The organism is Paenibacillus sp. FSL H8-0122, from assembly GCF_038005345.1.
In the GTDB taxonomy this organism is placed as follows: domain Bacteria; phylum Bacillota; class Bacilli; order Paenibacillales; family Paenibacillaceae; genus Paenibacillus_AQ.
Window position 1 is genome coordinate 7125161 of record NZ_JBBOTB010000001.1, and the last position, 12770, is coordinate 7137930.

The window sequence follows — 12770 nt, forward strand, 5'->3', positions numbered from 1 at the left end:
CTATGATGAAGGGAAAACAGGGCAAAACTCGTGGAGGATTATGGCTTGCAGCGGCTCTAATGCTGATCTCGCTGCTTGCGGGCTGCGGCGGCAACAACAACGCTAGTCCCTCCGGAGCAGAAGCGACTGCGGGGAATACGGCGGCAGCTTCACCGGAAGCTGCGGCAACTACAGAACCGGCGGCTGAGCCGGTCACCGTGAAGCTGCAGCTCAAATGGGTGCCGCAGGCCCAGTTCGCAGGGTACTTCCTGGCGCAGGACAAAGGGTATTATGCGGCAGAGGGCCTGAAGGTCGAGATTCTGCCGGGCGGGCCGGATATCGTGCCTGAGCAGCAGGTGGCCGGCGGCTCGGCCGATATCGGGGTGGACTGGGTGGCGAGCCTGCTGACCAGCCAGGAGCAGGAGATGCCGCTGGTGCAGATCGCCCAGATTTTCCAGAAGAGCGGGCTGGTGCTGGTATCCAAGAAGGAGGCGGGCATCACTACACCGGCTGAGCTGAAGGGCAAGAAGGTGGGCAACTGGATGGGCGGCAATGAGTTTGAGATTCTGGCGCTTTTTGATAAATACAAGCTGGATTCTGGCAAGGATCTGAACTTCACCAAGCAGGGCTTCACGATGGACCAGTTCCTCGGCGGTGAGCTGGATGCGGCTTCGGCTATGACCTACAACGAATATCAGGTGGTGCTGGAGTCGGGCGTTAAGGCGGAGGACCTGAGTGTCATCGACATGAATGACGAAGGTGTGGCGATGCTTGAAGACAACCTGTTCGCCAACAAGGAGTGGCTGGAGGGCAACAAGGAGACAGCAGCCAAGTTCGTCCGTGCTTCCCTGAAGGGCTGGGCGGATGCAATTGCCGATCCCGAAGCGGCTGTGGACAGTGTGATGAAGCTTGCCGAAGCGGGCAGCACGACCCGGGAGCATCAGCTGACGATGATGACGGAGGTTGCCAAGCTGATCCAGCCGGAGGGCTTCGATGCTTCCAAGCTGGGCTATACGGATGCTGCCGCCTTCCAGCAGACCGCCGATATCGCGCTGAAATTCGGGGTCATTAAGACGGCTTCCAAGGTGGAGGAGGCCTACACGAACGAGATTGTGGAGATGGCGGCGAAATAACAAATAACAGGATTTCTTCATAGCTGAAGCAGATGGCCGCCTGGTAAGGCGGTCATCTCTTCTAGGGTAGCGAACGAACACAGGAAAAGAGGTGCGGACGATGACACTGCTCACGGGGCAGGCCAGTAAGGTGAAGAACTATGTAAACGGAGCTTGGGTGGAGTCCTCCTCCGGGCGGCAGGAGGAAGTGTTCAACCCGGCGACCGGCGAAATCATTGCCTATGTGCCGATCTCCAGCCGGGAAGAGCTGGATGCAGCCGTGAGGGCAGCTTCCATAGCCTATTCCGCGTGGAAAAGGGTCGCTGTTCCGCGAAGGGCCCGCTATTTCTTCCGGTACCAGCAGCTGCTGGTCCAGCACAGCAAGGAGCTGGCGGAGCTGATCACGCTGGAGAACGGCAAAAGCCTGGAGGAAGCGCTGGGCGAGGTGCAGCGCGGCATCGAATGTGTGGAATTCGCCGCCGGCGCTCCCACGCTGATGATGGGCAGCCAGCTGCCGGATATCGCGACAGGCGTAGAGTCCGGCATGTACCGCTATCCCCTGGGAGTTGTGGGCGGCATCGCCCCGTTCAACTTCCCGATGATGGTGCCCTGCTGGATGTTCCCGCTGGCGGTAGCCTGCGGCAACACCTTTGTGCTGAAGCCCTCCGAGCGGACGCCGCTGCTCGTGAACCGGCTCGCGGAGCTGTTCGCAGAAGCGGGCTTCCCGCCGGGGGTGCTGAATGTGGTACACGGGGCGCATGAGGTGGTGGACGGCCTGCTGGCGCATGAGGAAGTGAAGGCTGTCTCCTTCGTGGGCTCACAGCCGGTGGCGGAATATGTCTATAAGCAGGGGACCGCGCACGGCAAGCGGGTGCAGGCGCTGGCCGGCGCGAAGAATCATTCGATTGTGCTGAAGGATGCCGATCTGGACCATGCGGTGAAAAATATTCTATCCGCAGCCTTCGGCTCAGCGGGCGAACGGTGCATGGCCTGCGCTGTAGTGGTGGTGCAGGAGGACATTGCCGATGAGCTGGTAAGCCGGATCACGGAGGCTGCGGACGGGCTGAAGATCGGGAACGGCAAGGAGGAGGGGGTGTTCCTGGGCCCAGTCATCCGGCAGGCGAACAAAGACCGGACGATCGATTACATTGAAGCTGGGCTTGCCGAGAAGGCGGTGCTGGTGCGGGATGGCCGCAAGGATGCTGCAGCTGCGGGCAACGGCTATTTCCTGGGCCCGACGATCTTCGATCATGTGCAGCCGGGCATGAAGATCTGGCGTGACGAGATCTTCGCGCCGCTGCTGGCAGTGGTGCGGGTGAAGGATCTGGCGGAGGCGATAGCGGTCACGAATAAGTCGCCCTTCGCCAACGGGGCCTGCATCTATACAGACAGCGCCAGGGCAGTCCGCGAATTCCGTGAGGAGATTGACGCCGGGATGCTGGGCGTCAATCTGGGCGTGCCTGCTCCGATGGCATTCTTCCCTTTCTCAGGATACAAGAAATCGTTCTATGGAGACCTGCACGCGAACGGCCGTGACGGTGTGGAATTCTATACCCGCAAGAAAATGATTACCGCGCGTTACTAAAAGAAGGAAAGCCAAGGAGGAGAGTGTGCCGTGCAGAGTCTGGGCAAAGAAAGCGAGCTGGCGGTTAAGAAGGACCAGCGGTATTTGTGGCATAATATGACCCCTTACAGTGAGCAGCATCCGCCGATGATTGCCGCTTCCGCAAGCGGCTCATGGGTTACCGATATCGACGGCAACAAATTCCTGGACGGCATGTCCGGCCTGTGGTGTGTGAATGTGGGGTACGGGCGCAAGGAGCTGGCGGAGGCGGCGTACAACCAGCTGCTGAGCCTGCCGTATTTCCCGCTGACGCAGAGCCATATGCCGGCCATCGCGCTGGCCGAGAAGCTGAATGAATGGCTGGAGGATGAGTATGTCATCTTCTTCTCCAACAGCGGGTCGGAAGCGAACGAAGCAGCCTTCAAAATCGCCCGCCAGTACCAGCAGCAGACCGGCCAGCCGGACCGCCACAAATTCATCGCCCGCTACCGGGGCTATCACGGAAGCTCACTGGGCGCCCTGGCGGCGACCGGGCAGGCGCAGCGCAAGTACAAGTACGAGCCGCTGGGCGGCGGGTTCCTGCATGTAGCCCCGCCGGACAGCTACCGCCGCCCGGCCGGCATGAGCGAAGAAGCGTTCAACCTCCAGTGTGCGCAGGCGATTGAGGATATGATCGTCTGGGAAGGCGCAGCGTCTGTAGCGGCGGTGATTATGGAGCCGGTCATTACCGGCGGGGGCGTGATTGTCCCGCATCAGGTCTATATGGACCGGGTGCAGGAGATCTGCCGGACCCAAGGCGTATTGCTGATTATCGACGAGGTGATCTGCGGCTTCGGGCGGTCCGGCCGCAAGTTCGGACACCACAATTTCGGGATCAAGCCCGATATTGTCACGATGGCGAAGGGGCTGACGAGCGGCTATCTGCCGTTATCGGCTACCGCTGTGCGCAAGGAGATCTATGAGGCCTTCAAGGATAACAGCGATGACTACGGGCATTTCCGGCATGTGAACACCTTCGGCGGCAATCCGGCTGCCTGTGCGCTTGCCCTGCGCAACCTGGAGATTCTGGAGCAGGAGCAGCTGGTTGAACGCGCTGGAATTCTGGGCCGCAGGCTGGCGGACGGGTTCGCCGGGCTTTTGGAGCATAAGCTGGTTGGCGATATCCGCAGCTTCGGGCTGGTCCTTGGGATTGAACTGGTGGCGGATAAGGCCACCAGAGTGCCCGCTGAGCTAAGTGTGGTCAAGGGGATTATTGCCGAGTGCAAAGCTAAGGGGCTGATCATAGGCAAGAACGGCGATACGGTGGCGGGCTTCAATAATGTGCTCACCTTCGCTCCGCCGTTATCCTCGGCCGATGAGGATGTGCAGTTCATCATCGATACCTTCACAGCTGTGCTGAACGGGAGCTGGGCAGAGTGAATTTCTCCGGGTACAGGAACTGGTAGGCGCGCAGGGCGACCTGAATGGAGATCCGGTTCTCCGGGAGCATGAAGTCCTCGCCGAGCAGCTCGGTGATTTTGTCCAGCCGGTAGTAGAGGGATTGCCTGACGATGAACAGGCTGCGGGCGGCGATCTGCTTCGACCCGTCATGATCGAGGTAAACGCGCAGCGTCAGCAGCAGCTCGCTGCCCTTCGCCTCATCGTGGTCAATCAGCGGGCCGATATAGCTGCGGATGAAATTCTCCAGCGTCTTGCCGTCGTTCAGGCTCAGCAGCAGCTGGAAGACGCCTAACTCCTCATACATGAGGACCGGCTTCTGATAACAGGAATAGAGGGACAGCGCTTGTACGGCTTCCTGATAACCGGCATGAGCATGCTTCAGGCCCCGGTGGGACTTGCTGACTCCGATGACGAGCTGCAGGTCCTTCAGCTTCTCATCCGCGCGGATATGCTGCAGGGAATCAAGCGCCTGCTGCAGGCGCAGCTTGCCGGGCAGCTTGGACTGGATATCCAGGGCAATGACGGTCAGCCGGTTGTTCTTCAGGGTGATCAGCGGCCGGAGGGAGTGCTTCTCGAAGATGGAGCGCAGGATGAGCGAGAGATGGAAGGTGATGGATTCCCAGTCATTCTCCGAGCTGTTCCATTTGACATCCCGGGGATTCTCAATCTCGATCAGGCAGACCCGGTAGGGCAGCTCATTAACCAGGTTGAAGTCCGGGCCGACCAGCCCCTTGAGCCGGTTGTCGTCCTGAGTACGTCCCCCGACCAGCTCATCCACCCACAGATTCTCCGAGAACAGCTTTCGTTCCTCCATGTACCGGGTGCGCAGCAGCTCCTGTGCGATGGATAAGGAGGCGGAATCGAGCAGCAGACAGTCGAATTCCTGCGGCTTGTGATTACAGACCATCAGGATATAGGCCCAGGTCTGGTCCAAGGCTCCTACGGGCTTCACGGCGATGGTCTTGTGGCCGTATTCGCGGATATAGGGGGCGGCCTCCGGCGCTGCTCCCTCCACCTCTTCGCTGAAGGTCTCGAAGAAGCCCAGCAGCGGGCGCTGCTCCTCGGGCGCGAGGGCCGGGAAGAAGAGAGGTTTGCCTTGCAGCTGCATATAGAGAATCTGTGTGCGGGTGCTTTTACATAACAATTGCAGGACCTTAAGGGTTCCCTGGGAGGTTAGCGTCAGCCGGTGGAATTCGCGGGAGATGCTCTCCAGCTCTTGCAGCATCCGGTGGTGGCGGTTGATGATGAGGGAATGCAGATCGAGTGTAATGTCGACGAACCGTACAGTGCGGGTGAATTGGATCAGCGGAAAATCGTGCAGGTTCGAAAGAGCGATCATCTCCTGCGGAATGGCACTGAAGTAGGCTCCCAGCTCGATGCACAGGCAGGCGGCGTTCTTATCAATCAGATTCTGCATGAAAGACAGGGCAGCGTCCAGATCCGTGCTTGCGCTCATTCCGGTGGTCAGAATCATCTCTTCCCCGTGAATCAGACTCTCCAGGCTCGCGCTCTCCAGCACATGCACCCAGCGGACGGCCCGGTTCAGGCCGTTTCTTCCCCCGATCAGCTCAGCTTCAGCGAACAGCGGCCGCTTCAGCGCGTCACGGATCGTAAATACAAGTTCCCAGTCCATAAGCTTCCCCCTCATTCACTTCGTTCTCAGGCCATTCTCACAGGTAAAAAAGTGACTTTTGAAATTAGACAATCTGTCTAATGTAACGAAAAAACGGATTGGCTATAGTTTGAATATGATATGTCAGGAAATTTAACTTAAATTAGAGTGTGATTAGCGATTTTACCGGCTTGAAGTTTATTTTACTACAATATTTCTTACAAGTATGCAAAATATTAAGGCGATCATCGTAATAATGTTATATTATATAACATAAATCGAAGCCGAGAGTGGAAGCTACTTTGGCCAGAAGGAGGGGTACCCGATGGAGCAATCTTCACCGTTAACCACATTGACGCCTGAGCTGTTCATGCGTAATTTTGCCGAGGCAGAGCCGGGGCTTACCCGCAAGGGAGCTATCGAAGAATCCAACCGCTGTCTGTACTGCTATGATGCGCCCTGTATCCAGGCTTGTCCGACCAGCATCAATATCCCGTCCTTCATCAAAAGAATCGCTACCGACAATCTCAGAGGGGCGGCGCAGACCATCATGGAGGCCAATCCGGTCGGTGCAAGCTGCGCAAGGGTATGTCCTACGGAGGAGCTGTGCGAGGGGGCCTGTGTGCTGAACGGCGCTTCCGCACCGATTGAGATTGGCCTGTTGCAGCGTTATGCCACGGATTGGGCGATCCGCAGCGGCCTTCAGCTCTTCCGGGCAGGTGAGCCTAACGGCAAGAGGGCAGCGGTGATCGGCGGCGGACCGGCGGGTCTGTCAGCGGCCAGAGAGCTGGCGCGCGAAGGCTTCCAGGTGGTGATCTATGAGGCGAAGCCGCTGGCCGGAGGCCTGGATACCCACGGGATTGTCTCCTTCCGGCTGCCGCAGGATATCTCGCTCTGGGAGGTGGAGCAGGTGGAGAAGCTGGGCGTAGAGATCCGCACGGGAACGAAGGTGGGAGTAGATATTTCTATAGAAGAGCTTAAGGCCGGATATGATGCGATTGTGCTGGCGGCCGGGATGGGTTACGTGCCTCCGCTGGGGATTGAAGGCGAGAAGCTGTCCGGTGTCTATGATGCGATCGAGCTGGTGGAGACCACCAAGACCGGGATTCCTGCCCTGGAGCTGATGGGACAGCGTGTGGCTGTTATTGGTGCGGGCAATACGGCCATTGATGCGGCTACCTGCTCGGTGCGGCTCGGCGCGGCGAATGTGAAGATGATCTACCGCCGGACGCGCGGGGAGATGACGGCTTATGATTTTGAATATGAATTCGCTAAGCAGGAAGGTGTGGAATTCAACTGGCTGACCCTGCCGAAGCGGATTGTCGGAGATGAGCTGGGGAATGTCGCGGCACTGGAATGTGTGCGAATGGAGCTGACCGGTGAGGCCGGGCCGGATGGACGCCCCTCTCCCGTGCCGGTGGCGGGCTCGGAATTCCTGCTCCCGGTGGATGCCGTAGTGGTGGCTATCGGCCAGAAGCGGCGGATGGACCTTATTGAGGCGCTGGGGCTTAAGCATAAGCGGGGGGTAGTGGAGATTGATCCCGCGACCGGGCGCACCTCTGATCCGCAGATTTATGCTGCCGGCGATATAGTTTTTGGCGCAGGGACGGGGGAAGCCATGGTGGTCTCTGCCGCGCAGCAGGGCAAGGATGCTGCATATGCGATTGTGAAGCAGTGGTCAGGCCGTCAGGATGGCGTAGTCGGCTCTGCCGTATAAAGCGTATTTCTTAGAAGGGGAGGGAATGGCAATGGCAGATCTCAGTATTGATTTTGCAGGCATCAAGTCACCGAATCCGTTCTGGCTGGCCTCTGCGCCGCCTACCAATACAGGCTATCAGGTGCAGCGTGCGTTCGAGGCGGGCTGGGGTGGCGCGGTGTGGAAGACGCTCGGGGAGCCGGTCATCAACACCTCTGCCCGGTTCGCCGCCGTTCATTTTGGCGGACAGCGTGTAGCGGGGTTCAACAATATTGAGCTGATTACCGACCGTCCGCTGGAGGTCAACCTGAAGGAAATCTATGAGACGAAGCGGAGATTCCCGGACCGTACGATCATTGCTTCCCTGATGGTGGAGCCGAAGCGGGAGAAGTGGCATGAGATTGTGAAGCGTGTGGAGGCCATCGGCGTAGACGGTCTGGAGCTGAACTTCGGCTGTCCGCACGGCATGGCTGAACGCGGCATGGGCGCGGCTTCGGGCCAGCAGCCGGATCTGGTGCAGGCGCAGACTGCCTGGGTCAAGGAGGTGGCAACCACCCCGGTCATTGTGAAGCTGACGCCGAACATCACCGACATTACCGTGGTGGCCCGGCATGCCGTCAAGGGCGGAGCGGATGCAATCAGCCTGATCAATACCATCAACAGTCTGGCCGGGGTGGACATCCACAGCTGGAATACGATTCCGAATGTCGGCGGCCAGGGAGCGCACGGCGGTTATTGCGGCCCGGCCGTCAAGCCTATTGCCCTTAGCATGGTGGCGGAATGTGCCCGGGACCGCGAAGTCGGTGTGCCGATCTCCGGTATCGGCGGCATCTCCACCTGGCAGGATGTCGTCGAATTCATGCTGATGGGCTCGACAGGGATTCAGGTCTGCACAGCGGTTATGCATCATGGCTTCAGGATTGTGGAGGAGATGATCGACGGTCTGAACCATTACCTGGACGAGAAGGGGCTGGCTTCGGTAACCGAGCTGATTGGCAAGTCGGTGCCCAAATATTCCAACTGGGGCGATCTTGATCTTAACTATCAAGTCGTTGCGCGGATCAACGAGGAGAACTGCATCAACTGCAATAAATGCCATATTGCCTGTGAAGACGCCTCTCATCAATGCATCGATATGCTGACGAATGCGGAGGGCAAGGCGATTCTGCAAGTGCGCGAGGAGGATTGTGTAGGCTGCAATCTGTGTTCGATTGTATGCCCGGCAGACGGAGCCATTGATATGATAGCCCTGGACAGCGGAGCGGCCCCGATGAGCTGGAATCAGCGCAGCCGGATCATAAGCGGGGTTAACGGTTCTTATTCGGAAGCGGAGGTGGTTTAAGATGAAGAAGATCATCAAGCACGGAATTATCGTTACAGCGGCAGATACGTATACGGGGGATGTCCTGATTGAGGATGGAATCATCAGCGGCATCGGCCTGAATCTGGAAGCGCCGGGAGCAGAGATCATTGATGCTTCCGGTTGTTATGTCTTTCCGGGAGGGATTGATCCCCATACCCACCTGGATATGCCCTTCGGCGGTACGGTTACCGCCGATGACTTCGAGACCGGCACGATTGCCGCTGCTTACGGCGGAACCACCACGGTAATCGACTTCTGCCTGACCACGAAGGGGCAGCCGCTCCAGCAGGCCGTAGACACCTGGCATTACAAATCGCAGGATAAAGCAGTCATCGACTACAGCTTCCACCTGATGGTGTCAGAGCTGAATGACAAGGTGCTCAGCGAGCTGCCGCAGATTATCGAGCAGGAGGGCATCACCTCGCTGAAGGTGTTCATGGCCTACAAGAACACGTTCCAGGCCGACGACGGGGTGCTGTATAAGACGCTTCAGGCGGCGAAGCGCGAAGGGGCGCTGGTTATGGTGCATGCCGAGAACGGGGATGTCATCGAGTATCTGGTGGACCAGGCGCTTGCCGCAGGTAATACCGATCCGCTCTATCATGCGCTGACCCGTCCCCCTGAGCTGGAGGGGGAGGCGACTGGCCGGGCGGCGTATCTAACCGGGCTGACGGATTCACAGCTCTATGTGGTGCATGTCACCTGCGCCGAGGCAGCCTGGAAGATTGCCGAGGCCCGCAAGAAAGGGCTGCGCGTCTACGGCGAGACCTGCCCGCAGTATCTGGTGCTGGATCAGTCGGCGCTGGCGAAGCCGGACTTCGAAGGCGCCAAGTATGTCTGGTCCCCTCCGCTGCGCGAACAGTGGAACCAGGATGTGCTGTGGGATGCGCTGTGGAGCGGGACGCTGCAGACCATCGGTTCCGACCAGTGCTCGTTCAACTTCAAGGGACAGAAGGAGCTGGGGCGGGGTGATTTCTCGAAGATCCCGAACGGTGGACCCACCATCGAAGACCGGTTCAGCGTTCTCTACTCCGAAGGGGTGCAGAAGGGCCGGATCACGCTGAACAAATTCGTAGATATCATCGCCACCTCAAGCGCCAAGCTGTTCGGCCTGTTCCCGCAGAAGGGCACGATTGCTGTGGGCAGCGATGCCGATATTGTGATCTTCGACCCGGCAGTGGAACGGACACTATCGGCAGAGACCCATCATATGAACGTAGACTATAATGCGTTCGAGGGGCTGGAGGTCAAGGGAGAGCCGGTCTCTGTGCTGAGCCGGGGAGAGTTCGTGATTCGGGACAAGGTATTCGTCGGTGCCGCAGGACAGGGGAAATATCTGCACCGCAAGCGCTTCGAGGCCGAAGCTCCCCGCCCGGCCCAGGCAGAAATCAGCGGAGGAGTGGTCTGAGATGTCAGCATTTGCAGAGTTCGACCGGGAACGGCAGGAAATTGACAATCTGATCGGGCTGGGCTATACCGTTGCTGGCATCTATGAGAATCTGGACGGTGCCAGAGTTACCTTCATCCGCAGGGAGCCGGCCGGCGGGCCGGTGGAGCTGCTGCTGCTCACAGCGGACGCGCGCAAGCATGTGACGACGCTGCTTGTTGGCCGAACCAGACCCGTGGAGCCGATTGAAGCCCAGGCGTAAACCGGAATAACGAAAGATCAAGCTCCGAACGTCTCTGACGTTGGCTTGGTCTTTTATTTATGTTTAGGAGAGTAAGAGTCCAGAATGTATGCGGAAAACCGAATACAATCTCATGCTCCTCATGGCTAATGCTGTATCCTATGTATATTCACCATAGTACAAGAAATCTAGACGGCAGCTAATTGTGTAAGGGATATGTATGTGGATGGAGCTGCCGCAACTGTAGGATTCACTGCTACGTAAGACGGTTAACAGACTCCAGTGCAGAGAAGACGGAGACGGACGGAGATTGGGTAATTTCGATCCTTGCCGCGGAGTTCGCTGTGACATCGGGCGAGTAGAGATAGATGCTATTTGCGGCTTCAGAGGTGCGGATTCTGGTGAATTCATTGGCCAGGCTGATCATTGAGGAGGAGGCGAGCGTAAGTGCTTTGACCCGCAGCTTGAACGTGACCAGCGTCTGGTCTACCGCCGGAATCGTCTGCTGTCCGCTGCCCGCTTCAACCTGAATATCAATGCCGCGCATACTTGTATTTTTTCCGAGATAGATACTGCCATCCACGGGACTCTGGAAATTGAACTGGAACAGGTCATCGACCTCGCTTCCAGCCGTATAATTTCCTTCCGCATAGACCGAATGCTGTGTATATTCAAGGTTATCAAATACCTGGCTGTCATATTGGATAATGAAGTTAAGATAGCTGTAGCCACGGTCATTTGGCGCGAAGTCTTTTAAATGCACCAGCACGGTAACTTCATCCCCCGGATTATAGGCCTCTTTGTCAGTGGTCACCTCAACAGACATCGCAGGAGCGGTGTTATCCACTGCAGCCTCACGAATCATGGACATCATAAGCGGCAGTACCTTCATCCCTCTGATTGCCCGCTTGAATCTATTCCTTTTATTCATGTTACATCCCCCATTGCCATCATAATGATGCATCCCTATGCACGAATGATCTTTGTATATGAACAATGGTAACAATTGTCACTGATAAAACACTGATAAACGTCGAACTATGGCGTAAAATATCGAAAAAATGCTGCTAGATTACTAAGAGAGATTACTAGGGGGTTATGAATCCGACGATTTAGTTGTATAAAGTACAATTACGTCAGTCCCTCCCAACCTCGGCTCACTGCTGACCCTCAGCTAGTAATAACCCGCCAGCAATAAATGATTTCCATAACACAATCCAATTTTCCCCTGAAAATGCCCCGGCGGCTACTTACCCAGCCGCCGGTATTCGTCCACGAACCAGTCCGGCAAGGCGTCGCCGGTCTCTGCGATGTAGGATTCACTGAACTGGGTGAATTTGCGCAGGGCGCGCAGGGGTTTGGCGGTTTCGTAATAGATCGCAATCAGCCGCAGGGCGTAGCTCTCCTCCAGCGGCTCCAGCTCCGTCAGGCGCACGGCGTAATCTTCGGCCTCGTGTGGACGTGCAGCCTGCACCAATCCCTGGGTAAGCTGCTCCAGCAGCTTGAGGTACAGCCGGCGGTATTTGTCACGGGCGGAATATACCCAGAGGCTGTCCAGCGACTGAAGCAGGTCACCGGTGTACAGGGCGGCGGCCTGCTGCATACCCTCCAGCTGGCTGCTTTGCAGCGCAAGGGCGGCAGCTTCCTGAAATTTCTCAATGTCGCCCTCGATTCCCCTTGATTCCAGCCTGTAATTCTCCCTGCCGAAGGTCAGCTCAATCTTGTCCTCCAGCGCGGCTTTCTTCAAGGTGGTGCGGATCTGGTAGACCGTAGTGTGCAGATATTGCTTGCCCTTCTCGTAATTCCACTGCGGAAACACATCATTCAGAATGACGCTGACACTGCCCTGCCTGTGAATCCACAGATACGCAAATAATTCCTGGGCCTTATGTGTTCTCCACTTCACTAAGCCCTGAGGGCTGGTTAGCTCATAATCCCCCAGGAGCCGGAACGCAGTTGTCCTGCCGGCTGCTCCAGTTGCTCCGGCTGCCCCGGCAGCCGCCGGCGCTTGACGCTTGCTGAGCAGCTTGTTCCAGGTCTTCAGCAGCCGCGAAGGATCAACGGGCTTCAGCAGATAATCCATCGCAGACAAGTCGAAGGCTTCGACAGCATAATTCCGGTAGGCGGTTACGAATACGATGTCTGTGTCCGGAGATACTGGCAACAGCTTCTCGGCAAAAGTGAGGCCGGACAGCTCCGGCATCTGGATGTCCAGGAATAGAACATCCGGCTTCAGTTCGGAAGCAGCAGCGAGGGCTTCGCGCGGGTTATCGTATGTCAGGACAGAGGATACTCCTTCACACTGGAGCAGCAGCCGCTTCATCTGATCCAGTGCCGGCCATTCGTCATCAATTACCATTACAGAGATGCTCATAC

Annotated in this window: 10 protein-coding genes; 7 read left to right on the forward strand and 3 right to left on the reverse strand. The window is 57.4% G+C overall.

Translation table 11 applies throughout. The features are described from left to right. Positions 1 to 2: 2 nt before the first annotated feature. The 3 genes from NSS64_RS30685 (at position 3) to NSS64_RS30695 (ending at position 4074) form a co-directional block, all read left to right on the forward strand. Entirely contained in the window at positions 3 to 1112 is a 1110-nt protein-coding gene (locus NSS64_RS30685) for an ABC transporter substrate-binding protein (RefSeq protein ID WP_341142591.1), read from the forward strand. A gap of 100 nt (positions 1113 to 1212) precedes the next feature. Beyond that, complete coding sequence (locus NSS64_RS30690) at positions 1213 to 2676, forward strand: CoA-acylating methylmalonate-semialdehyde dehydrogenase (RefSeq protein ID WP_340994823.1); 1464 nt, start codon at positions 1213 to 1215, stop codon at positions 2674 to 2676. A 30-nt stretch (positions 2677 to 2706) separates the two neighbouring features. Next, a complete protein-coding gene (locus tag NSS64_RS30695) occupies positions 2707 to 4074 on the forward strand; it encodes an aspartate aminotransferase family protein (protein WP_341142592.1) in 1368 nt (455 codons plus the stop codon). Here the strand turns inward: NSS64_RS30695 and NSS64_RS30700 are convergent. Next, entirely contained in the window at positions 4040 to 5728 is a 1689-nt protein-coding gene (locus NSS64_RS30700) for a PucR family transcriptional regulator (protein ID WP_341142593.1), read from the reverse strand. The genes NSS64_RS30695 and NSS64_RS30700 overlap by 35 nt on opposite strands. Before the next feature lie 304 nt (positions 5729 to 6032). Between NSS64_RS30700 and NSS64_RS30705 the strand changes: the two genes are divergently transcribed. From NSS64_RS30705 to NSS64_RS30720, 4 genes are read left to right on the forward strand one after another with little or no spacing between them, the layout of a single operon-like run. Beyond that, positions 6033 to 7424, forward strand: a complete 1392-nt coding sequence (locus tag NSS64_RS30705; protein WP_341142594.1) for an NAD(P)-dependent oxidoreductase — start codon at positions 6033 to 6035, stop codon at positions 7422 to 7424. A gap of 31 nt (positions 7425 to 7455) precedes the next feature. Then, on the forward strand, positions 7456 to 8745 hold the full coding sequence (preA, locus tag NSS64_RS30710) for an NAD-dependent dihydropyrimidine dehydrogenase subunit PreA (protein ID WP_341142595.1): 1290 nt from the start codon (positions 7456 to 7458) through the stop codon (positions 8743 to 8745). A 1-nt stretch (position 8746) separates the two neighbouring features. Further along, entirely contained in the window at positions 8747 to 10174 is a 1428-nt protein-coding gene (gene hydA, locus NSS64_RS30715) for a dihydropyrimidinase (protein ID WP_341142596.1), read from the forward strand. A gap of 1 nt (position 10175) precedes the next feature. Then, entirely contained in the window at positions 10176 to 10415 is a 240-nt protein-coding gene (locus tag NSS64_RS30720) for a hypothetical protein (protein WP_340946406.1), read from the forward strand. 235 nt (positions 10416 to 10650) lie between these two features. On the opposite strand, the gene NSS64_RS30725 is transcribed toward NSS64_RS30720, so the two are convergent. Further along, the gene (locus tag NSS64_RS30725; protein WP_341142597.1) at positions 10651 to 11325 is read right to left on the reverse strand and encodes a cohesin domain-containing protein; all 675 of its coding nucleotides are present in this window, start codon (positions 11323 to 11325) and stop codon (positions 10651 to 10653) included. Positions 11326 to 11640: 315 nt separating this feature from the next. Next, the gene (locus tag NSS64_RS30730; RefSeq protein ID WP_341142598.1) at positions 11641 to 12768 is read right to left on the reverse strand and encodes a response regulator; all 1128 of its coding nucleotides are present in this window, start codon (positions 12766 to 12768) and stop codon (positions 11641 to 11643) included. Between the last annotated feature and the right edge of the window lie 2 nt (positions 12769 to 12770).